This is a genomic window from Kluyvera ascorbata (assembly GCF_023195735.1).
In the GTDB taxonomy this organism is placed as follows: Bacteria; Pseudomonadota; Gammaproteobacteria; order Enterobacterales; family Enterobacteriaceae; genus Kluyvera; species Kluyvera ascorbata.
This window is the reverse complement of record NZ_CP096201.1, coordinates 3,608,442-3,630,701: the sequence shown is the minus strand read 5'-3', so window position 1 is coordinate 3,630,701 and position 22,260 is coordinate 3,608,442. Positions and strand designations below refer to the sequence as shown.

The following is a 22,260-nucleotide window of genomic DNA, read 5'->3' as shown; positions in this document are numbered from 1 at the left end:
TCTCCAGTCGGAGGGGGGCCTTGCCCTGCAAGGACTTCCCCATGAGAAAAACCTTCCGCCTCGCCCTGTTGGCCTGCGGCCTGGTCGCCTGCGCACCGGCCCTGGCTTCGGTACCGGTTCGTGTGATTACCGTTGAGCAGGCTCCACACGCCGCTGAGCGTCAGGTGCCGGGGCGCGTAGAGGCTATTCACGCCGTTGAAATTCGCGCCCGTACCGAAGGTGCCATCGTGAAGCGCCATTTCCAGGATGGACAGGAGGTCAATAAAGGTGACCTCTTGTTTACCCTCGATGACGCTCAACCCCGCGCGGCGTTAGCGCTGGCGCAGGCGGAGCTAAAAAGTGCGCAGGCCTCACTGCGTCAGGCACAGCAGTTGCTCTCGCGCTATCAGAGTCTGAACACCAGCCAGGCCATCAGCCGCAACGATGTTGATAACGCGCAGATGCAGCGCGACGTGGCGGCCGCTGCCGTTGAGCAGGCAAAAGCCCGGATTTCTGCACAGCAAATTACCCTCGATTACACCCGTATCACCGCGCCGGTTAGCGGGCGCATGGGCCATAGCGCGTTTCACGTCGGTACGCTGGTTAACCCAGCCAGCGGCGTGCTGGCAGACGTGGTGCAGTTGGATCCTATCCGCGTGAGCTTCGCGCTGGATGAGTCGGCTTTCTACACCAAAGCCGGGCAGCATGCGGATATCCGTGCGCTGAAGGCGGCGTGGCTGGCGCAAATTACCCTCGATGGCCAGCGTGAAGATGGTGTCCTGACCTCGGTCGACAATCGTATTGATGCCCGCACCGCCAGCGTGACGATACGCGCGGAGTTTGCTAACCCGCAGCATCGATTGCTGCCGGGCGGTAACGTTTCGGTCACCCTGCGCCAGCAGGAAGCCGCCGAACGGGTGATGATCCCAGCGGCAGCGGTACAGCAGGACGCGCAGGGCTACTTTAGCTGGGTCGTGACGCCAGAAAACAAGGCCGGGCAGCGTCGTTTGTCGCTGGATGGCCAGCAAGGACAAACCTTTGCGGTCGCGCAGGGGTTAACAGCGGGTGAGCGCGTTGTCACCGAAGGCGCCCAGCGTCTGACCGACGGTGCCACCGTCACGCTGCTGAATTAAGTAAGGAGAGAGCATGCTGACGTTCTTTATTCGTCGCCCGCGTTTCGCGATGGTGATTGCGCTGCTGATGACCTTTGTTGGCGCGGTGGCGCTAAAGCTCATTCCGGTGGAGCAGTACCCGCAAATCACTCCGCCGGTGGTTAACGTCAGCGCCAGTTGGCCGGGCGCCAGCGCGCAGGATGTGGCGGAAGCCATTGCCGCGCCGCTGGAAACGCAGCTGAACGGCGTTGACCATATGCTCTATATGGAGTCGACCAGCTCAGACGACGGCGGCTACAGCCTGAACCTGACCTTCGCCGCCGGAACCGACCCGGACATGGCGGCGATTGATGTGCAAAACCGCGTTTCCCAGGCGGTCGCGCAGCTACCAACCGAAGCGCAGCAAAACGGTGTGCAGGTGCGTAAACGCGCCAGCAACCTGCTCATGGGGGTTAGCCTCTATTCCCCAAAAGGCTCGCTCTCTTCCTTACAGATAAGCAATTACGCCAGTACTCAGGTGCGTGAAGCGCTGGCGCGTCTGCCGGGCGTCGGTCAGGTGCAGATGTTTGGCGCGCGCGATTACAGCATGCGCATCTGGCTGCGTCCGGATCGCATGAACGCGATGAATATCACCAGTGAAGATATCGCCCAGGCGTTCAGCGAGCAGCACGTGCAGGGGGCATCCGGGCAAATCGGTACGCCACCGGTATTTAACGGCCAGCAGCAGACGCTGACCATTAACGGGTTGGGGCGTTTGACCGACGCCGACGAGTTCCGCCGCATCGTGGTGCGCAGCGGTGAGCAGGGCCAACTGGTGCGATTGTCTGACATAGCAACCATTGAGCTTGGCGCGCGCAGCTATAGCTCCAGCGCTCAGCTTAACGGCGTGGAGTCGGCGTATATGGGGATTTACCCCACGCCAACCGCCAATGCGTTACAGGTAGCAAAGGTGGTGCAGGATGAACTGACCCGTTTGCAAAGCCGCTTCCCGGCGGATCTGATGTGGGAAGTGAAGTTTGACACCACCCGCTTTGTGGCGGCGACGATTAAAGAGATTGGTACCTCGCTGGCGCTGACGCTGCTGGCGGTTGTGGCGGTGGTTTCCCTGTTCCTGCAAAGCCTGCGCGCCACGCTGATTGTGGCGCTGGCGATCCCGGTGTCGCTGGTGGGGACGTTTGCCGTGCTCTACCTGCTGGGTTACAGCGCCAACACGCTCAGCCTGTTCGCGATTATTCTGGCGCTAACCATGGTGGTGGATGACGCCATTGTGGTGGTGGAAAGCGTCGAAGGGCACATGGCGGAAGGGATGAACCGCCTGGAAGCTACCGGGCTGGCGCTGCGCCAGATTGCCGGGCCGGTGATTGCCACCACGCTGGTGCTGCTGGCGGTGTTTGTGCCGGTAGCGATGCTGCCGGGTATTGTTGGTGAGCTGTATCGCCAGTTTGCGGTGACGCTCTCCACGGCGGTCACGCTCTCCAGCATTGTGGCGCTGACGCTGACCCCAGCGCTGTGTGCGCTGCTGCTGCGTCCTCGTCTCAAGCAGCCCGCCCGTTTCTTTCAGTGGTTTAACCTCGGGCTGAACGCCACCCGCGACGGCTACGGCAGGCTGGTGGCGTGGATGAACCGTCGTCCGCTGGTGGCGGTAGCGGGCACCTTGCTTGCTGCGCTGCTGGTGGCGTTCAGCTTTACCAGCATGCCGAAAGGCTTCCTGCCGCAGGAAGATCAGGGATACGTGTTTGCCAACGTTCAACTGCCAGAGTCTGCTTCGCTTGAGCGAACCGAAGCGGTGATGGCGAAGGCGCGCGAGTTGTTGGGCGCGCATCCGGCGGTAGAGGATGTGATTCAGGTGTCTGGCTTTAGTATTCTGAGCGGCACCAGCGCCTCAAACGGCGGTTTTATCTCGCTGATGTTGAAAGACTGGTCGCAGCGTGCACCTCTGGAGACGGTGATGGGTGAGCTTCAGCATCAGTTGATGGCGATGCCAGAAGCCAACATTATGTTGTTTGCGCCGCCAACGCTTCCGGGCCTTGGCAGCGCTGCGGGCTTCGACCTGCGTATTCTGGCGCAGGCCGGGCAAACGCCAGCCGAACTGGAGCAGGTGACGCGCGCCATTCTGATGAAGGCCAACCAGCATCCGCTGCTTAGCCGTGTGTTCACCACCTGGAGCAGCAACGTTCCGCAGTTGACCTTAACCGTTGACCGCGACCAGGCCGCCAGGCTGGACGTGCCGGTTTCTCGTATCTTTAACAGCCTGCAAACGGCCTTTGGCGGCGCACGCGCTGGCGACTTTAGTATTAATAACCGCGTCTACCACGTGGTGATGCAAAACGAGATGCAGTGGCGCGAGCGCGCCGAGCAAATCAGCGAACTGTTCGTGCGCAGTAACCAGGGCGAGCGGGTTCGCCTGAGCAACCTGGTCACCGTAACGCCAACCGTCGGTGCGCCGTTTATTCAGCAGTTCAATCAGTTCCCGTCGGTATCGGTCAGCGGTTCGGCAGCGGAAGGGGTCAGCAGTCGTACGGCGATGACCGAGATGGAGAACCTGCTCAAGGCGAACCTGCCGGAGGGCTACGACTACGCCTGGAGCGGGCTCTCCTGGCAGGAGCAGCAGACCGGCAACCAGGCGGTGTGGATTGTGCTGGCGGCGGTAGCGATGGCGTGGCTGTTCCTCGTGGCACAGTATGAAAGCTGGACGCTACCGGCGAGCGTCATGCTGTCGGTGCTGTTCGCCATCGGTGGTGCGCTGCTGTGGCTATGGACGGCGGGCTATGCCAACGACGTGTACGTGCAGATTGGCCTGGTGCTACTTATCGCGCTGGCGGCGAAAAACGCGATATTGATTGTCGAATTCGCTCGCGAGCGCAGGCAGTCCGGGCTCTCTATCGTCGAGGCCGCGCGCGAGGGGGCGACCCGTCGCTTCCGCGCGGTGATGATGACCGCGGTGTCGTTTATTATCGGTATCATGCCGATGATGTTCTCCACCGGGGCCGGGGCGCAGAGCCGCCGGATAATTGGCACCACGGTGTTCAGCGGCATGCTGGTGGCGACGGTGATTGGCATCCTGTTTATCCCGTCGCTCTACGTGCTGTTCCAGCGCCTGCGCGAGTGGGCGCACCGCAAGGCGGGCTAACCCATCTGCGCCAGTTGGCTTCGCAGCACGTCCACCCCCGGCGCAATGGCGTCGGGGTTAATGGCGTGAAAGCCCATACGGAAGAAATTGTCCGGCGGCGCCGCATCAAGAAAATGCCGTGCGCCGGGCTCAATCAACACCCCGGTATGGGCGGCGCGCCAGGTGAGCTGCTGAGTGCTGATGTTTGCGGGCGTGCGTAGCCAGAAGGCATTGGCGTGTTCGCTGCCGGGCAGCGGCTGGCACTCCGGCAGCAGCGTCGTCAGCGCGGTATGCAGCCTGTCCCAGCGCCGGGCGGAGTCATCGCGGTAGCGCCGCAGGTGCGTCTCGTAATGGCCCTGAGCGAGAAAATGCGCCATCTGGTACTGAATGTTGGTCGGCGGATGGCGGTAAACCAGCCGACGCAGGGCGCGGGCTTCATCAATTAGATCCGGGTCGGCGACCATAAATCCTAAGCGCAGCCCCGGCGACAGCGCTTTTGACAGGCTGCTGACGTAAATCACCCTCCCGTTGCGGTCGCTGGCCTTCAACGCGGGCAGCGGATTGGCCTGGAAGTTACTCTCCGAATCGTAATCATCCTCAATAATCACCGCGTCATGCTGCGCGGCGTGCGCCAGTAGCTGGCTACGTCTGGTCTTGCTCATGGTAACGCCGGTCGGCACCTGGTGGCCTGGCGTCACGTAGTAGTAGTCGCAGGGCGTGTCGCTGAGCACAATCCCTTCTTCATCCACCGGGTGCGGCACGATGTCGCTGTCACCGAGCAGAAAGGTATTAATCGCCTCGCGAAAACCGGGGTTCTCCACGCCCACTCGGGTCTGGCGCGACATCAGCAGTCGGGTGAGCAGGTAGAGCGCATTCTGCGAACCGAGGGTAATCAGAATTTCATCCGGCGCGGCGACGATGCCGCGTTTGGGCAACACGCGGGTGCGGATTTGCTCAATCAGCATTGGTACATCCTGGTCGATATGGTCGACAACCCACGCCGGGTCGCGCATGCCGCCGTGCAGCCAGTTTGCCGCCGACCGCCAGCTGGCCAGCGGAAACTGACGGGTATCGGGCTGGCCATAGATAAACGGATAGCGGTAGTTCATCCAGCCGGCAGGCTTGAGGATAGACTCCTGCTGGCTGGGAGTGATGTTGAGTCGTTTGCCCCACGATGGTGCAGAATCGCCGCTGGCGGGTGCAGGCGCGGCAGCAGAAAGGCGCGGCGCGTGGTAGTCCGGATGCAGGTAATAACCGCTGCGTGGACGGCTGACCAGATAGCCTTCGTTGACCAGGCTTTCAAACACCAGCGCGGTGGTATTGCGCGAAACCTGAAGCTGCTGCGCCAGCTGCCGACACGACGGCAGCGGCGTATCGACGGCGAAAATGCCGCCGAGAATGGCGTTGACCAGCGATTCACGAACCTGCTCCTGCAACCCGCGCTGGTGGTCAAAATCCACGTGCAATAAGTGCCGAATCATACGCTGCTCCTTCGAATATCCGCTTTCCCTGAGTGCAGCAATTTCTGTACCAGGCTGAAATCGTCTGACACAAGCGTGTGCGAAAACTGGCTCTATTCAGAATGCAAAAAGTCTCCCTACAGTAAAAACGTCGCCAGCCATCGTTAAAAAATGCGTCTGTCGGCATACATCTTGCAACGGTTCCAGAGCGTCTGGAATAAACGTGTTCGGCATATTTGAGTAGGGGTCAAACGATGAAAAAAACGATGGGTTCGTATTATCTGGCCGCCGTGATGGCAATGACCTTTTCATTACAGGTCGCCGCCGCTGATTTGCCAGAAATTGAAAAATCCGGGACCTTAAAAGTGGCTACCGAGGATGACTACGCGCCGTTTAACTTTATGAATAACGGCAATGCCGATGGGTTTAACAAAGATATGCTGGCAGCGCTGCGCGAGTACGCCAAATTCAACGTCACGCAAAGTATTCTGCCGTGGACCGGGTTATTAGCAGCGGTCTCCACCGGGCAGTACGATATGGCATTAACCGGTGCCGTCGTCACCGATGAACGCCTCAACGTGTTTAATTTCACCCCGCCGTGGGCTTCTGCGCAGCACTATTTTGTGAAGCGTGCGGGCGATAACTCATTAAATACCATTGCCGATCTCAGCGGTAAAAAAGTCGGCCTTCAGGCGGGCAGCGCGCTATTAGCCCGCCTGCCGGAACTGAAAGCGATGATTGAAAAAACCGGCGGCAAGCTCGGCCCGGTAGTGGAATACCCTTCTTACCCGGAGGCCTACGCCGATTTAGCCAATAAACGTCTCGACTACGTGATTAACGTGGTGATTTCCGTGAACGACCTGGTAAAAGCCAAGCCGAAGGTCTTCGCCAAGGGGTTGCCGGTCTCCGGCCCGGGCTATATGGCCTGGCCAATTCCGAAAAACTCGCCGGAGCTGCTGGCGTACATGACCAAATTTATCAACCACATGCGTGAAACCGGCAAGCTCGCTGAGCTGCAGAAAAAATGGTTTGGCGAAACCTATGACGACCTGCCAACCGAACCAATCACCAGCGCCGCGCAGTTCCACAAGCTCGCCGGCCAGTAAAGCGTTGCCCGGCCGAGCCACGCGACGCCGGGAGCTATACCCCGATTAACCTCAGGAGGGCACCATGGACGCAATAGCATGGCAGTTACTGATCGAAGGCGCATGGACGACCCTCTGGATTTCGGCCATCGCCATCGCCTTTGGGGTGGTGATAGGACTGATTATCGCCTTTGTGCGCATGATGAAAATCCCGGTCATCGACCAGATTCTGGTTATCTATATCAGCCTTGCCCGCGCCACGCCGCTGGTGACGCTGGTGCTGTTTCTCTTTTTATCGCTGCCGACGGTGGGCATTAACCTCGACAAAACGGTGGCAGCTATTGTCGCGCTCACCCTCAATACCTCGGCGTTTAATGCTGAAATCTGGCGCAACGCCTTTCGCACTTTCCCGCGTGAACAGCGCGAAGCGGCGGAGTCGGTGGGGATGCGCCGCTGGCCCTATTTTCGCTACATCATGCTGCCGCAAATGTGGCTGGAGAGCCTGCCTGCGCTGGTGAACGAAATGTCCTTTTTGATTAAGGGCAGCCCGGCGATTGCGGTGATAGGCGTGGTGGATCTCACCCGCGTCACCAACCGCATCGCCTCCGTCACCTATGAACCGCTGTCACCCATCCTGGCCGCCGGTCTGCTGTACGTGGTGATTATTGGTCTGCTGCTCAAGCTTCAGAACCTGGCGGAACGCAAAGCAAAACGACTGGCGCGATAAGCCTCGGGAGGACACATGAACCAATGGGCCATTATCTGGGCCGAGCACGACAATTTTATTGCCGGCCTGCTGGCGACGCTTGAACTGTTTATTACTGCCGCCGTATGTGGGTTGTTGATTGGCACGCTGCTGTGCTATTTCACCGAATACCAGAAGCGGGTGCTGAATAACGTTATTGTTGGGTTTGTGAACCTGATGCGGGCGATTCCGTTTTTGATTCTGGCTTATTTACTGTATTACGGATTGCCGGAGCTAGGCATTAGCCTGGACGCATGGACGGCGGGGCTGGTGGCGTTAATTATCTACCACGGTGCCTATTTCTTTGAGATTCTCCGCAGCCAGCGTCGGGTATTCTCCAACGGCTATATTGAAGCCGCTGTGGTGCAGGGTTTCTCCCGCTACACCATTTTTCGCCGCATCGTTCTGCCGAATATTTTCTCTTCCGCGCTGCCGCTTTTGGGCAATCAGCTGATTATCTGCCTGAAAGACACCGCGTTTCTCAGCATTATTACCGTACAGGAAATTACCGCCGCCGCGAACAGCGTGCAGGCAACCTATTTTATTCCGTTTAACGCCTTTATTGTCGCCATCGCGCTGTATTGGGCTATCAGCATCGTGCTCGAACTGCTGGTGAAACGGTTGAGTGTTTATAGCGCTAAAAGAGGAATGAGCCATGTCTGATACCACGGCGGTAAGCGTCAAAAATGTCTCCAAGCAGTTTGATAACGTCGAGGTGCTGCGCGATATCAATCTGACGGTGGAGAAGGGGACGGTGGTTAGCATTCTCGGTTCGTCCGGTTCGGGAAAATCGACGCTGCTGCGCTGCATGAACTGGCTGGAACAGCCCGACCGCGGCGAAATCCGTATCGGTGGGCAGCGCATTGGCGTTGATGACCACTCCGGAAAAAGTATGTCGCACCGCGAGCTGTCGAAGATTCGCGAGCGGGTAGGGATGGTGTTCCAGAGCTTCAACCTGTGGCCGCACCTGACGGTGCTGCAAAATGTGATGGAAGCATTGCTGCATGTAAAAGGCATGAAGCGCGATGAGGCGCGGCAGATTGCGCATCAGCAGTTGGAGAAGGTGGGGATGGAGCACAAAGCAGAGGCTTACCCGATAACTCTCTCCGGTGGGCAAAAGCAGCGGGTGGCGATTGCCCGTTCGCTGGCGATGTCGCCGGAGGTGCTGCTGTTTGACGAGCCGACTTCGGCGCTCGACCCGGAGCGCGTGAACGAGGTGCTAAGCGTGATGAAGTCGCTGGCTGCGGAGGGCTACACCATGGTGGTGGTGACGCACGAGATGGAGTTTGCCCGCCAGGTGTCGAACGAAGTGGTGTTTCTGGAGAAGGGAATTTTGATTGAGAAAGCGCCGCCGGAGGTTTTCTTTACGGCGCCGAAGTCGGAGCGGGTGAGGCAGTTTTTGCAAAGTAGTCGTTAGTTCAAACAACGTGGGCGGCTCTCCTGGTTTTCTCCCTGGAAGCAGTCTCTTTTACATAAACTCCAGGGGAAAGCTGAATATATGCCAGTGTGGTGAAAGGTTCCGTTCACTTTACGCTGGGTAGAATATGAGGACTTTTCACCGGTGAACGTGTTAAGGGGGATAACCGCATCCCCCTTAACAATCCCCGCGGCCCCGCAGGGAAATCGGTGCTTCGCACTACGCTCGCCTACGAATTCCAGCCTGCGGCACGGCGAAACTCGACATCCCTGTCTCGGTTCGCCTCAGTCCGCCATCCATGGCGTCCTGACCTTGTCTTCCATTCTTCGGCTCGCCGATTTCCAGCGGGGACTCATCGGTTTCAGTGACATTCGTGTATTTTTTGCCGTTAACTTAAAGACCGCACGGTTTTTGGTGGCGTCTAAATCGCCGAAGCGTTTCCCGTAGGCCGGGTCAGCCCACAGGGATGTGGGCTGAGGGCGTGGTTCACAGGGATGTGAACTCGCGCCCGACCCGAAGCCGGAGGGAATAAGCTGAGGGAACCGCGAAGCGGCGATTTTGCCGCCAGAGCCCGGGGGTGCAGGGGGCGGCGGCGATTGGCCGCCCCTTGCGCGCTCCCTGCACCCGCGCAATTTATGCGGCTGGAACTTGAAGGGAGCGCAACAGAGTGCTCAACCCGAATGCATCTCCACTTATTGGATAACTGTCACCACGAGATTGCGTGTAAAGCAGCCCTGAAAAGGGGAGGGGGAAAGCCACACTAATCCCTATCAATCGCAAACGGCTGCCACGCCTGACGCACCGGCATCACCTCCACGCGGTTAATATTCATATGGTCCGGCAGGGTCGCGATATAGAACATCTGCTCAGCGATATCCAGCGCCGACAGCGGCGTGGTGCCACGGTATAGCGCGTCGGATGCCGCCTGGTCGCCCTTGGTGCGCACCAGCGTAAACTCGGTCTCGGCAATGCCCGGCGCCAGGTCGGTGACGCGCACGCCGGTGCCTAACAGATCGCAGCGCAGGTTATAGCTGAACTGCTTCACAAACGCCTTGCTGGCACCGTAAACGTGGCTGCCGGGATAGGGCCACTGCCCTGCAATCGACCCAATATTAATAATGCTCGCGCCTGCGCCGTGGCGAATCAGCGTTGGCAGCAGGGCGTGCGTCACATTCACCAGCCCGGTCACGTTGGTATCAATCATGGTATGCCAATCGGCCAGATCGACCTTTTGCGCCGGCTGTGGTGCCAGCGCCAGCCCGGCATTGTTGATAAGCGCGGTAACATCGGCAAAGTCTGGCGGCAGCGCGGCGACGGCTGTACTCACCGCCGCGCTGTCCCGTACGTCCAGCTCAATCACATGCACCGGCACCTGCGATGCCAGCTCGGCCTGTAGCGCCTGAAGACGCGCCAGCCGACGCCCGCTCAGTACCAACGCCCAGCCCGCGCGCGCAAACACATGCGCCGCCGCTTCCCCAAAGCCGGAGGTCGCCCCGGTAATAAACACCACGTTACGCTTTTGCATTGTGCTCTCCTGTGCAGGTTGTTCCGGTCACTATAAAAACCGCGGCGCGGCCTGCCGAGAGCCAGTCGGCGTATGGCGATGTGACACCGTTGTCACAGCGCCGCGACTACACTGGCTCTATCACTTTTTTTTCCGCCGACGACATGATGAATCACAGCCAACGGTATGCGAGGAACGACGAATGACAGAGTTGAACAACAAAGCGGTTCGCCAGCTGGACAGAGAGTATGTTTTTCATTCCTGGTCGATGCAGGGCAATCTGAGCCCGCTGGTGATTGCCGGCGCGAAAGGGTGCGAGCTATGGGATTACGACGGGAAAACCTATCTTGATTTCAGCAGCCAACTGGTGAACGTTAACCTCGGCTACCAGCACCCTCGCGTGCTGGCGGCGATGAAAGATCAGCTCGAGTCGCTGGTGACGATTGCCCCGGCCACCGCCAACCTGGCGCGCGGCGAAGCGGCAAAACGCATTATTGGGCTGGCGCCGGAAGGCTTTAGCAAGGTGTTCTTCACCAACGCCGGGGCCGATGCCAACGAAAACGCCATCCGCATGGCGCGTCTTTACACCGGGCGCGATAAAGTGCTGTCGGCGTACCGCTCCTACCACGGCAATACCGGCAGCGCCATTGCCGCCACCGGTGACTGGCGTCGCGTACCGAACGAATATTCGCGCGGCCACGTGCACTTCTTTAACCCATACCTCTACCGCACGGAGTTTAACGCCACCTCTGAACAGGAAGAGTGCAGCCGTGCGCTGGCTCACCTGCGGCGGATGATCGAGTGCGAAGGTCCGTCTTCTATTGCCGCTATCCTGCTGGAGTCGATTCCTGGCACGGCGGGGATTCTGGTGCCGCCGGAAGGTTATATGAAGGGCGTACGTGCGCTGGCGGACGAATTCGGGATTATCCTGATTCTCGATGAAGTGATGGCCGGGTTTGGCCGTACCGGTAGCTGGTTTGCCTTCGAGCAGGACGGGATCGTGCCTGATCTGATCACCTTTGCCAAAGGGGTGAACGCGGGCTATGTTCCGGCCGGTGGGGTGATCATCAGCGACAAGATCGCTCACTATTTTGACGATCACTTCTTTGCCGGTGGGCTGACTTATTCCGGACATCCGCTGGCGATGGCGGCGATTATTGCCACCCTTGATGCGATGAAGGACGAAGGAATCGTAGAGAACGCGGCACACATCGGCAACGGCGTGCTGCGTCAGGGGCTGGAGGCGCTGGCCGCGTCGTCACCGCTGATAGGTGAAGTGCGCGGGCGTGGCGTGTTCCAGGCGCTGGAGCTAGTGAGCGACCGGGCGAAGAAAACGCCGCTGGCGGCTGGGGATATGGCGGAGATTAAAGGCGCGTTAACCGAAGCGGGGCTGCTGAGCTTCGTGGTGGAGAACCGCATTCACGTGGTGCCGCCGTGCACCATCAGCGCCGAGCAGGTGCAGAAAGGGGTAGGGATTTTGCACAACGTGTTAGGCAATTTTGCCCATTTAGCCGTGTAGTTTTGTGCCGGGCTACCAACGTTGTAGCCCGGCCAAGCGAAGCGCCGCCGGGAATGGCACCGAACAGACCGTTAACTCGGGCTCCAGGTATACGGCGCCGCGATACCCAACGGCATACCCACCCCCCACCACACCAGCAACAGAATGCTCCAGGCGATGAAGAAGGCGATGGAGTACGGCATCATCATCGAGACCAGCGTGCCCACACCCGCGCCCTTCACGTAGCGCTGGCAGTAGATAACGATCAGCGGGAAGAAGACCATCAGCGGGGTGATGATGTTGGTGCAGGAGTCACCGATACGGAACGCCGCTTGCGTCAGCTCCGGAGAAATCCCCACCGCCATCAGCATAGGGACCATAATCGGCGACAGCAGCGCCCATTTCGCCGACGCGGAGCCAATCAGCAGGTTCACCACCGCCGTCAGCACAATCATACCGATAATCGTTGCCTGCCCCGGCAGTTCTAGCGCTTTCAGACCGTCGGCACCCATCAGCGCGAACAGCGTACCAATGTTGGAGTCGCTGAATGCTTTGATAAACATGGCGCAGAAGAAAGCCATCACCATGTACGAACCCATTTTGCTCATGGAATCGTTCATCGCGCCAATCACGTCTTTACCCGACTTAAAGGTACCGGACACAAAGCCGTAGACGATACCCGGCAGAATAAAGATCAGGAAAATCAGCGGCACGATGGACTTCATAATCGGCGCGCTATACGAGGTGAGTGAACCGTCGGTGCCGCGCAGCATCGAACCTTCCGGCCAGGCCGCAGCGGCCAGCGCCGACAGACCTAACAGCATCACCAGCGACGCGCGGCGGAAAGCGCGGCTCTCCTGCGGCGTGACGTTAGACATATCTTCATCGTGTTTAAAATCGCCGTCGATGGCCATTTTGCTGACGCGCGGCTCAACGATACGCTCGGTGACCCACCAGCCGACCAGCGTAATCACGATAGAAGAGACAATACCGAAGAACAGGTTGCACAGGGTGTTAACGGTGTAGGTGCTGTCCAGCAGTTGGGCGGCGGCCTGAGTAAAGCCTTGCAGCAGCGCATCGTTACCGGTCGGAACCATGTTGGCGGCAAAACCACCGGAGACGCCGGAGAACGCGGCGGCAATCCCCACCAGCGGGTGACGGCCAGCGGACATAAAGATAATTGCCCCCAGCGGAATGACCAGCACGTAGCCCGCATCTGCCGCCACGTGGCTGAACATCGCCACAAAAATCAGCATTGGCGTCAGCAGTTTTTTCGGCGTTACGCGCAGCATCTTTTTCAGCGCCACGTTGATAAAGCCGGAGCTTTCGGCAACGCCCACGCCGAGCATCGCCACCAGCACGATCCCCAGCGGCGCAAAGCCGGTAAAGGTGGTGACCATATTGGCGAGCGTATTGGTCAGCGCTTCAGGAGAGAGCAGGTTATTCACCTTCACCGCTTCCTGCGTCATCGGGTTGATAACGTCGAAGGTCATCATCGACAGCACCGCCGACAGGCCCATCACAATCAATAAAAAGTAGAAAAAGATCATCGCCGGTTCAGGTAACCGGTTCCCTGCTTTTTCAATCGCGTTAAGAAAGCCCGTCATCAGGCGGCTTTCACCCACTTCATTCCGTGTCCGTGTTTGGGTATTCATTCGGTTCCTTAATTCAGACAATTGTTTCATTGTTTGTATGAATGTTTCAGGGGAATGATAGGGGGAATTGCCGTGAGGAACACTATTTTTATGGTGGATAAATCTGACTAAAGACGCATTTTTTGATTTTTTATTTTATCAATGAGGTTTTGATTGGTTGTTGATTCGGTGTTTTCGATGCCTGGTCATATTTATGGCTGTTGATACAGCGTGACGATACGTTGGTGGTCAACGGTGTACCACACAATGATGGCGGTGAGGTTAATGGTAGGGATGTGCAGCGTGATATTTTGGGCATCAATATGGGTCACCACGGCATCATGGAAATGGAGCAACTGGGGGTAGCGAGCTGAAAGCGCTTTGTACAGGCTCTCTTTTGCCGAAAAAGTCAGCGTCAGCGCCAGCGGGAAGGGGACAGGGGCCGCACGCAGGTTTGTTAGCTCAGCGCCACTCGCTACCTGCTCAGCGAGGGATTCGGCAAGCGAAACGTTCATCACTTCTTCAATATCGATCCCTACCGGACGATGCGAGACGATAGCAATCGCTGTTTGCCCGCAGTGGCTGATGCTGCCATATAGCCCTATTGGCCAAAGCGGCGCGCGATTTTCCCCTATGCCTGGTACAGATTTCTCGCCAACGGTACGCAGCGCATAAACGGCGGCAATGCGCCCCGCCAGGTGTTCTGTTTGGCGTTTTTTACCGGAGCGTTCTAGCAAGGCGTGGTGTGGCAGCCACAGTAAGTCCTGTGGTGTGAAGGTCTCAGGCTGGAAATCGATACGGTGAATAGCGTTGAAGGTGGTGTGGTAGGTAAACATAAGCCTCCTGAAAAACCCTCCCCCGGTAGGGAGAGGGTAGGCACAGATTATCAGAAGTGCGTATTGATGCTCATGTACCAGGTACGACCCGGTTCGTTGTAGGTGTAGGCACCCGCACCGGCCATATAGGCACCGGTTTTGGTGTCGCTCACGGTCTGGGCGTTACCTTCACGCCACAGGCGTTTGTCGAAGACGTTGTCCACGCCGCCGGTCAGGCTGACGTTTTTGTTGACGTCCCAGGTTGCGCTCAGGCCGACGATGCTGTACGGGCTGATTTCAGCGGCGGAGGTGCCGCTAACCGGTTTGCCCTGGTAGTCATATTTCTTCGGCTGCTGTTTTCCGTACCAGGTAAAGGTAGACTGCAGCGACACATCCTGACGAACCTGCCAGCTCAGGGTAGAATTCAGCGTGTACTCAGGAATAATCGACAGGCGCTCGCCGGTCTCTTTGTTTTTACTTTGCAGCATGTAGGTGATGTTGTTGGTCCAGCTCACCGTCTCACTTACTGGAACGTTTAGCGTCCCTTCCAGACCTTCAACCACCGCTTTAGGAATGTTTTCCCACTGGTAGATGTCAGTGTAGGTGGTGGTCGTGCCGCTGGTAATGGAAGTGCGGCTCAGCGGAGTGGTACCCGCTTCAATCTTGTTGCGATAATCGTTACGGAACCAGGTCACGCCCGCCAGCCAGCCGTCACGTTTGAATTCCAGACCAATTTCTTTGTTGATGCTGGTCTCGGCCTTCAGGTCATCGTTACCCATCATGTAACAGCCGATACCGGTAGCTGCGCCAGTGGCGTAACATCCCTGACCTTTGCTGTACAGGATGTAGTTCGGGTTGAGCTGGTACAGGCTTGGTGCTTTATAGGCGCGGGCAATACCCATTTTCAGCGTGAAGTCATCGCCTAAGCCCTGCGACAGGTTCAGAGATGGGCTCCAGTTATCGCCCACAACGCTGTGATGATCGAAGCGCAGCGCCGGTGTGAGCATGGTGCTGTCGGTCACCTCCATGTTGTTCTCAGCGAACAGCGAGAAGATCTCAGCCTGGGAATATGGGCTACGGTTGGTGCTGCTGTAACCTGGAATATTACCGCCCATAAAGGTCTGAGTATTGGAACTGGAGTCCTTCATCTTCTGCTGGTTCCATTCGGTACCCAGCGTCAGGTTCTGATTCACCACAAAATCGAACGGAATGCTGATTTCGCTGTGCAGCGTCACGTCGTTCAGATCGGTATCGTTAAACAGGTTGCTGTTGAACAATCCTTCCAACCCACCGGCCAGGCCTTCGCCCAAACGAGAGTTACGGGTGTGTTCGTACTGTGCCCAGTTGCTGGTGGTGATGCCGTTATCCCAGCCGCCGTTCCAGGTCAGCGCATAGTTCTGGCGATACATACGGTTGGTCTCTTTACCGTAGTATTTTTTCACCAAACCTTTGCCGCCCTTGGTGGTGTCGTTGTCGTTGTTAGTGTTCTGGGTATCACCAGCGTACAGGTTACCCTGACGGCTGTAGCCCGCTTCAAATTCCAATGATTGCATCGGGGCAAAGTCCCAACGCAACTGGCCGTTGATGTCCTTGTTTTCCACCCCTTCACGACCGGCAGGCATGGTATCCGCGTAAGCACCGGTACGCGTTGACTGGTGACCATCGTTGATGTCCCAGGCATCGGCCTGGGTTTTATCCAGGTTGCCGAAGAGGCGGAAGCTGAACGCATCGCCCAACGGCCCGGTCAGGCTGAAGTTGGTACGCTTGGTGGAGCCTTCTTCTTTGTGCTCTGGGGCGTTGAAATAGGTGTTCCAGGAGCCGTGCCATTCGTTGCTGCTTTTCTTGGTGATGATGTTCACCACGCCGCCCGCCGCGCCGTTACCGTAACGGGCAGCCGCTGGGCCACGCAGGACTTCAATACGTTCAATCATTTCTGGCGGCACCCAGCCGGTATCACCGCGGGTATCACGTTCACCACGCCAGCCCTGACGTACAGAGTTACGGCTGGTGACCGGCTTGCCGTCGATCAGAATCAGGGTGTTTTCCGGGCCCATACCGCGAATATCGATCTGGCGGTTGTTACCGCGCTGGCCGCTGGTAGAGTTACCGGTGAGGTTAACGCCCGGCATGGTACGGATGATTTCAGAAACGTCGCGAGCCGGTGGGCGCTTGCGAATTTCATCGGCGGTGATGGTGGAGACGCCCGGTGCCTGCAGGTTCTGCTCGGCAGCGGTAACGACCATGGTTTCACCGTCCACGTCTTTATTGCTGGTCGTCTCGGCGGCAAAAGCCGGAGATGCAACGCCATAAATACCCAGGTTGACCAGGAAGGCCAGGGGTTTGATTTTATTATTCATTGTGTGTCCTGCTTTTCGTCGCCAACGTCCCGTCGTGATCCGTTCCCAAAAGGGGAGACGCGGCAAGGTTGTATGCCAGAAGCATGTGAAAGTGCGCGGCAATACGCTATTGCAAATGCAAATAGTTATCAATAATATTATCAATAAATTTTCATATGTAACAATAAATTCCACAATAAACATAGGGTTAACGTGGTGGGAATGTTAACAACAGGAAGTGACGCGTGGTGGGATGCGATAAAAGGCCCACAATATGAAAGAGTTGGCGAAGATTATCGTGTCACATTTTGGTGGCGCGACCCCGCAGGCAGCGAGGATTCATCGCCCATTCGCCGGGTATGGATTTACATCACCGGCGTCACCGATCACCACCACAACTCTGCCCCGCAGACTCTTGAACGTATTCCCGATACCGACGTCTGGCGCTGGACGACCAAGTTGCCGCCCACCTGGCGCGGGAGTTACTGTTTTGCTCCCAGCGAGCGCGACGATGATTTCTCTCCTGACATTTTTACCGCCGCTGAGCCGGACCGGCAGAAGCTGCGCGAAGGCTGGCGCAAGCTGCTGCCGCAGGCCATTGCTGACCCGCTGAATCCACAAAGCTGGAAGGGCGGGCGCGGTCATGCGGTTTCGGCGCTCGAGATGCCGCAGGCTCCGGAACAGCCGGGGTGGTCAACACCAGCGTCCACCTGGCGAGAACCGCAGTGCATTACCTGGCGCAGCGAACGATTGGGCAATCAGCGCCGGGTGTGGATCTTCACCACCGGAGCGATGAACGAAACCGATCGACCTTTAGCGGTGCTGCTCGACGGCCAGTTCTGGGCTGAAAGCATGCCGGTGTGGCCTGCGCTGACTTCGCTCACCGAAGCGAAAAAGCTGCCTGCCGCGGTCTATCTGCTGATTGACGTGATTGATAACGCGCACCGCAGCGTTGAGCTGCCCTGCAACCCGGACTTCTGGCTGGCGGTACAGCAGGAATTGCTGCCGCAGGTGCAGACGATTGCGCCGTTCAGCGAGCGCGCTGACCGAACGGTGGTGGCTGGTCAGAGCTTCGGCGGCCTCTCTGCGCTTTACGCCGGATTGCACTGGCCGGAACGCTTTGGCTGCGTGCTGAGCCAGTCGGGGTCGTACTGGTGGCCGCACCGAGGTGGGCAGCAGACCGGGGAAATTGTACAGCAGCTTGAAAGCGGTGAGTTGAACCCGCAGGGGCTGCGGATCGTGCTGGAAGCGGGCATCCGTGAACCGATAATTTTTCGCGCCAATCAGGCGCTTTTGGCGCAGTTACAGCGCACACAGCAGCCGATTTTCTGGCATCAGGTTGATGGCGGACATGATGCGCTTTGCTGGCGCGGCGGGCTGACCGCCGGGCTGATGACGCTCTGGAACCCCCAGGCGGCAACGCGCGATTAACGACAGGAGTTTGGTATGCAAGTCAGTAACCCCTTCGACGTGGCGCAAGGGCAGTTTTACCTTCTGCAAAATCCTCAACAGCAGTTCAGCCTCTGGCCCCAGCAGTGTTCACTACCTGCGGGCTGGACGGTGGTGTGCGAGCCGCAGCCGCTTGAGGCGTGCAACGCCTGGCTCACCCATAACTGGACGACGCTTTATCCTGACCATTTCTCCATCACCGGAGGCCGCTCATGAGCCCGCGTTTACCGCTCATTGCCGCTCAGCCGGGGATCTGGATGGCGGAAGCCCTGTCGACGTTGCCTAACGCCTGGAGCGTGGCGCACTACGTTGAGCTGAACGGGAAGATTGACGGCGACCTGCTGGTGCGCGCTATCGTGATGGGCCTGAGTCAGGCCGATACGCTGCGTATGCGCTTTAGCGAAGACAACGGCGAAGTCTGGCAGTGGCTGGATGAGAGCATGGCGATAGCCGAACCGGCATGCCATGACCTGCGCGGAGAGTCTGACCCGCAGCAGGCGGCGCTGGTCCTGATGCAGCGCGACCTCGCGCAAAATAGCCGCGTCGACAGCGGCAATCCGCTCTATTGCCACCAGCTTTTCCGCGTTGGCGATAATCAGTGGTTCTGGTATCAGCGTTACCATCATCTGCTGGTGGACGGCTTCAGCTTCCCGGCGATTACACGCCAGATAAGCCTGATTTACCAGGCGCTGGTCACAGGCGATACGCTGCCGGAACCGGCGTTCACGCCGTTTGCCGATGTGGTGGAAGAGTATCAGCGCTATCGGGACAGCGAGGCGTTCCAGCGGGATAAAGCCTTCTGGGCCGAACAGCGTAAAGCCTTGCCGTCTCCAGCCTCGCTCTCCTCTGCGCCGCTGCCGGGCCGCGCGCAAAGCACCGCTATCTGGCGGTTGAAGCTCACCGCCGACCGTCGAGCATTTACCCGCCTGGCCGCTTCCGCTCCTCAGTGCCAGCCTGCCGATCTGGCGCTGGCGCTGGTCGCACTCTGGCTGGGCCGTCTATGCGGGCGCAGCGATTACGCCGCCGGGTTTATCTTTATGCGCCGCATGGGCTCGGTCGCGCTGACCGCCACCGGCCCGGTGCTTAACGTACTGCCGCTTGGCGTGACGCTGAACGGCCAGGAAACGTTGCCTGAGCTGGCAACTCGCCTTTCCGGGCAGTTGAAAAAGATGCGCCGCCATCAACGCTATGATGCGGAGCAGATTGTGCGCGATGCTGGAAAAGCCGCGGGCGATGAGGCGCTGTTTGGGCCGGTATTTAACGTCAAAATGTTTGATTATCGTCTCGGTTTCGCCGACGTTAACGCGACAACCCATACGCTGGCGACCGGTCCGGTTAATGACCTTGAGCTGGCGTTGTTTCCGGACGAAGACGGTGGACTGTCGCTGGAAATACTGGCCAACCAGCAGCGCTATGACGAAGCGACGTTGCAGCAGCATATCGCCCGCTTAACCGCACTTTTGCAGCAGTTTGCCGATAATCCAGCGCTAATGTGTGCCGATGCGGAATTGCTGTCGGAGGATGAATATCAGCGTCTGGTGCAGATCAACGCCACCGAAAAATCCCTGCCGCGCGCTACGCTCAGTTCACTGGTAGCCGAGCAGGCTGCGAAAACGCCGGATGCCTTGGCGCTGGTGGATGCCAACTATCGCTTTACCTACCGCGAGATGCGCCAGCAGGCGATCGCACTGGCAAAAGTCCTGCGCGAGCGCGGCGTAAAACCTGGCGATAGCGTCGCCGTGGCGCTACCTCGCTCGGTATTCCTGACGCTGGCGCTGCACGCCATTGTTGAGGCGGGGGCGGCATGGCTACCGCTGGATACCGGCTACCCGGACGACCGTCTGCAAATGATGCTGGAAGACGCGCGTCCAACCTTGCTGATAACCGCCCCAGACCAGCTGCACCGTTTCCCGAATATCGACAGTCTGTGCCTGAACGCACCGCTGGCGGCAGGAGACGATCGGCCGCTCGCGCTCGCGACGCCGGAACAGACGGCCTATATCATCTTTACCTCGGGGTCGACCGGCCGTCCGAAAGGGGTGATGGTCGGCCATGAAGCTATCGTTAACCGCCTGCTGTGGATGCAAGACCACTATCCGCTGACCGCCGATGATGTGGTGGCGCAAAAAACACCATGCAGTTTTGATGTGTCGGTGTGGGAATTCTGGTGGCCGTTTATCACCGGCGCGAGCCTGGTGATGGCCGAGCCGGAAGCGCACCGCGACCCGCTGGCGATGCAGCGATTCTTCGCCGACTACGGCGTGACCACGACCCACTTCGTGCCGTCGATGCTGGCGGCATTTGTGGCCTCGCTGACGCCGGAAACGGTGGACAGCTGCTGCTCGCTACAGCGGGTGTTCTGCAGCGGTGAAGCACTGCCAACTGCACTATGCCGCGAGTGGGAAGTTCTGACCCACGTACCGCTGCACAACCTCTATGGGCCAACGGAAGCGGCGGTGGACGTGAGCTGGTACCCGGCCTACGGTGAAGCGCTGGCGGCGGTGTCGGGCAACAGCGTGCCGATTGGTTTCCCGGTATGGAATACCGGCTTGCGTATCCTCGACGCCATGATGCGCCCGGTGCCGTTTGGCGTGGCGGGCGATCTCTACCTTACGGGTATTCAACTGGCGCAGGGGTATCTGGGAAGGCCGGATCTAACCGCCAGCCGCTTTATTGCCGACCCGTTTGCCCCCGGTGAACGGATGTACCGTACCGGCGACGTAGCGCGCTGGCTGAATAACGGCGCGGTGGAATACCTCGGTCGCAGCGACGATCAGCTCAAAATTCGCGGTCAGCGCATCGAGCTGGGTGAAATCGACCGGGTGATGCAGAGCCTGCCGGACGTGGAACAGGCGGTGACGCATGCTTGTGTTATCAATCAGGCGGCGGCCACCGGCGGCGATGCGCGCCAATTGGTGGGTTATGTGGTGTCGCTTTCCGGCCTGCCGCTCGATACCGAAGCCCTGCTGGCGCAGCTTCGCCAACAGCTACCGCCGCATATGGTGCCAGTGGTGCTGTTACAGCTGAGCGCGCTGCCGCTGAGCGCCAACGGCAAGCTGGATCGTAAAGCGCTGCCGCTACCGTCGCTGACGCAGAAAACCAGCGGCCGCGCGCCGCAAACGGCAACCGAGGTGCAGGTTGCGGCGGCGTTCAGCCAGTTGCTCGGCTGCGACATTCAGGACATCGACGCTGATTTCTTCGCGCTTGGCGGCCACTCGCTGCTCGCCATGCGCCTTGCTGCAACGCTGAGTCAGCAAACCGGGCGCAAGGTGACGCCGGGGCAGGTGATGGTGTCATCGACGGTTGGCCAATTGAGCGCGCTGCTGGACAACAGCGACGACGAACAGGCGCAGCGTCTGGGCTATGAGTCGTTGCTGCCGCTGCGCACCGGCGATGGACCGACGCTGTTCTGCTTCCATCCGGCATCCGGTTTTGCCTGGCAGTTCAGCGTGCTGTCGCGCTATCTGTCGCCGCGATGGTCAATTACCGGCATTCAGTCGCCGCGCCCGGAAGGGCCGATGCAAACCGCTGCGACGCTGGACGAGGTGTGCGAGCATCATCTGGCAACCTTGCTCGCCCAGCAGCCGCACGGGCCGTATTACCTGCTTGGCTACTCGCTTGGCGGTACGCTGGCGCAGGGCATTGCCGCCCGTTTACGTCAGCGCGGCGAAACGGTGGCGTTCCTTGGGCTACTCGATACCTGGCCGCCGGAAACGCAAAATTGGGCAGAAAAAGAGGCTAACGGTCTTGATCCTGCGGTATTGGCGGAGATTGACCGCGAACGTGAAGCGTTTCTCGCCGCCCAGCAAGGGCAAGGCTCGAGCGAATTGTTCAGTGCAATTGAAGGCAACTACGCCGACGCTGTGCGCCTGCTGACCACCGCGCACAGCGCGACGTTTGACGGTAAAGCGACGCTGTTTGTCGCCGAGAAAACCCGACAGGCGGATCCGCATATGGCCTGGGGGCCGTGGGTGGGTGAGCTGGAGGTTTATAGTCAGGATTGTGCGCACGTCGACATCATTACGCCTGCGGCGTTTGAGGCGATTGGGCCGGTGATTCGAGAGATATTGGGGTAGGAGAACAGCGGTTGATTATCCTGTAGGCCGGATAAGCAAAG

The 22,260-nt window shown here is 58.8% G+C and carries 15 protein-coding genes; 10 read left to right on the top strand and 5 right to left on the bottom strand.

What is annotated here, in order from left to right:
• The first annotated feature begins 41 nt into the window (after positions 1-41).
• Both MY052_RS17350 and MY052_RS17345 read left to right on the top strand, forming a co-directional pair.
• The gene (locus MY052_RS17350; RefSeq protein ID WP_248537481.1) at positions 42-1,112 is read left to right on the top strand and encodes an efflux RND transporter periplasmic adaptor subunit; all 1,071 of its coding nucleotides are present in this window, start codon (positions 42-44) and stop codon (positions 1,110-1,112) included.
• 13 nt (positions 1,113-1,125) lie between these two features.
• Positions 1,126-4,221, top strand: coding sequence for an efflux RND transporter permease subunit (locus tag MY052_RS17345; RefSeq protein WP_248537480.1), 3,096 nt, complete (start codon positions 1,126-1,128; stop codon positions 4,219-4,221).
• Here MY052_RS17345 and pdxR read toward each other — a convergent pair.
• Entirely contained in the window at positions 4,218-5,681 is a 1,464-nt protein-coding gene (pdxR, locus tag MY052_RS17340; protein ID WP_248537479.1) for a MocR-like pyridoxine biosynthesis transcription factor PdxR, read from the bottom strand. The two genes, MY052_RS17345 and pdxR, sit on opposite strands and share 4 nt — an antisense overlap.
• Positions 5,682-5,914: 233 nt before the next feature.
• Between pdxR and MY052_RS17335 the strand changes: the two genes are divergently transcribed.
• The 4 genes from MY052_RS17335 (at position 5,915) to MY052_RS17320 (ending at position 8,907) form a co-directional block, all read left to right on the top strand.
• Positions 5,915-6,766: a transporter substrate-binding domain-containing protein gene (locus MY052_RS17335; protein ID WP_035897617.1), complete on the top strand. Its 852-nt coding sequence runs from the start codon at positions 5,915-5,917 to the stop codon at positions 6,764-6,766.
• Between the two features lie 64 nt (positions 6,767-6,830).
• Positions 6,831-7,472: an amino acid ABC transporter permease gene (locus tag MY052_RS17330; protein ID WP_248537478.1), complete on the top strand. Its 642-nt coding sequence runs from the start codon at positions 6,831-6,833 to the stop codon at positions 7,470-7,472.
• Between the two features lie 15 nt (positions 7,473-7,487).
• Positions 7,488-8,153, top strand: a complete 666-nt coding sequence (locus MY052_RS17325) for an amino acid ABC transporter permease (protein ID WP_035897621.1) — start codon at positions 7,488-7,490, stop codon at positions 8,151-8,153.
• Positions 8,146-8,907 (top strand): amino acid ABC transporter ATP-binding protein, encoded by a 762-nt coding sequence (locus MY052_RS17320; RefSeq protein ID WP_035897623.1) that lies wholly within the window; start codon positions 8,146-8,148, stop codon positions 8,905-8,907. Before MY052_RS17325 ends, MY052_RS17320 begins: the two co-directional genes overlap by 8 nt.
• Before the next feature lie 760 nt (positions 8,908-9,667).
• On the opposite strand, the gene MY052_RS17315 is transcribed toward MY052_RS17320, so the two are convergent.
• A complete protein-coding gene (locus MY052_RS17315; RefSeq protein ID WP_035897225.1) occupies positions 9,668-10,432 on the bottom strand; it encodes an SDR family NAD(P)-dependent oxidoreductase in 765 nt (254 codons plus the stop codon).
• Between the two features lie 181 nt (positions 10,433-10,613).
• Between MY052_RS17315 and MY052_RS17310 the strand changes: the two genes are divergently transcribed.
• Positions 10,614-11,930 carry an aspartate aminotransferase family protein gene (locus MY052_RS17310; RefSeq protein ID WP_035897228.1) on the top strand — a complete coding sequence of 439 codons (1,317 nt, stop codon included), beginning with the start codon at positions 10,614-10,616 and terminating at the stop codon, positions 11,928-11,930.
• Positions 11,931-12,001: 71 nt separating this feature from the next.
• On the opposite strand, the gene MY052_RS17305 is transcribed toward MY052_RS17310, so the two are convergent.
• The 3 genes from MY052_RS17305 to MY052_RS17295 all read right to left on the bottom strand — a co-directional run bounded on the left by MY052_RS17305 (position 12,002) and on the right by MY052_RS17295 (position 16,715).
• Complete coding sequence (locus MY052_RS17305; RefSeq protein WP_035897231.1) at positions 12,002-13,564, bottom strand: AbgT family transporter; 1,563 nt, start codon at positions 13,562-13,564, stop codon at positions 12,002-12,004.
• A gap of 191 nt (positions 13,565-13,755) precedes the next feature.
• On the bottom strand, positions 13,756-14,379 hold the full coding sequence (entD, locus tag MY052_RS17300) for an enterobactin synthase subunit EntD (protein WP_248537477.1): 624 nt from the start codon (positions 14,377-14,379) through the stop codon (positions 13,756-13,758).
• Between the two features lie 50 nt (positions 14,380-14,429).
• On the bottom strand, positions 14,430-16,715 hold the full coding sequence (locus MY052_RS17295; RefSeq protein WP_248537476.1) for a TonB-dependent siderophore receptor: 2,286 nt from the start codon (positions 16,713-16,715) through the stop codon (positions 14,430-14,432).
• A gap of 201 nt (positions 16,716-16,916) precedes the next feature.
• Here MY052_RS17295 and fes point away from each other — a divergent pair, with 201 nt between their 5' ends.
• The 3 genes from fes to entF are packed head-to-tail and all read left to right on the top strand — an operon-like array spanning position 16,917 to position 22,219.
• A complete protein-coding gene (fes, locus tag MY052_RS17290; RefSeq protein ID WP_248537475.1) occupies positions 16,917-18,125 on the top strand; it encodes an enterochelin esterase in 1,209 nt (402 codons plus the stop codon).
• Between the two features lie 15 nt (positions 18,126-18,140).
• The gene (locus MY052_RS17285) at positions 18,141-18,359 is read left to right on the top strand and encodes an MbtH family protein (protein WP_123650085.1); all 219 of its coding nucleotides are present in this window, start codon (positions 18,141-18,143) and stop codon (positions 18,357-18,359) included.
• The gene (gene entF / locus MY052_RS17280; protein ID WP_248537474.1) at positions 18,356-22,219 is read left to right on the top strand and encodes an enterobactin non-ribosomal peptide synthetase EntF; all 3,864 of its coding nucleotides are present in this window, start codon (positions 18,356-18,358) and stop codon (positions 22,217-22,219) included. Before MY052_RS17285 ends, entF begins: the two co-directional genes overlap by 4 nt.
• Positions 22,220-22,260 lie beyond the last annotated feature (41 nt).

Bases quoted from the DNA above. Each gene is read 5' to 3' on its own strand.
- MY052_RS17350 (WP_248537481.1), top strand. From the start codon at position 42: ATGAGAAAAACCTTCCGCCTCGCCCTGTTGGCCTGCGGCCTGGTCGCC.
- MY052_RS17345 (WP_248537480.1), top strand. From the start codon at position 1,126: ATGCTGACGTTCTTTATTCGTCGCCCGCGTTTCGCGATGGTGATTGCG.
- pdxR (WP_248537479.1), bottom strand. From the start codon at position 5,681: ATGATTCGGCACTTATTGCACGTGGATTTTGACCACCAGCGCGGGTTG.
- MY052_RS17335 (WP_035897617.1), top strand. From the start codon at position 5,915: ATGAAAAAAACGATGGGTTCGTATTATCTGGCCGCCGTGATGGCAATG.
- MY052_RS17330 (WP_248537478.1), top strand. From the start codon at position 6,831: ATGGACGCAATAGCATGGCAGTTACTGATCGAAGGCGCATGGACGACC.
- MY052_RS17325 (WP_035897621.1), top strand. From the start codon at position 7,488: ATGAACCAATGGGCCATTATCTGGGCCGAGCACGACAATTTTATTGCC.
- MY052_RS17320 (WP_035897623.1), top strand. From the start codon at position 8,146: ATGTCTGATACCACGGCGGTAAGCGTCAAAAATGTCTCCAAGCAGTTT.
- MY052_RS17315 (WP_035897225.1), bottom strand. From the start codon at position 10,432: ATGCAAAAGCGTAACGTGGTGTTTATTACCGGGGCGACCTCCGGCTTT.
- MY052_RS17310 (WP_035897228.1), top strand. From the start codon at position 10,614: ATGACAGAGTTGAACAACAAAGCGGTTCGCCAGCTGGACAGAGAGTAT.
- MY052_RS17305 (WP_035897231.1), bottom strand. From the start codon at position 13,564: ATGAATACCCAAACACGGACACGGAATGAAGTGGGTGAAAGCCGCCTG.
- entD (WP_248537477.1), bottom strand. From the start codon at position 14,379: ATGTTTACCTACCACACCACCTTCAACGCTATTCACCGTATCGATTTC.
- MY052_RS17295 (WP_248537476.1), bottom strand. From the start codon at position 16,715: ATGAATAATAAAATCAAACCCCTGGCCTTCCTGGTCAACCTGGGTATT.
- fes (WP_248537475.1), top strand. From the start codon at position 16,917: ATGTTAACAACAGGAAGTGACGCGTGGTGGGATGCGATAAAAGGCCCA.
- MY052_RS17285 (WP_123650085.1), top strand. From the start codon at position 18,141: ATGCAAGTCAGTAACCCCTTCGACGTGGCGCAAGGGCAGTTTTACCTT.
- entF (WP_248537474.1), top strand. From the start codon at position 18,356: ATGAGCCCGCGTTTACCGCTCATTGCCGCTCAGCCGGGGATCTGGATG.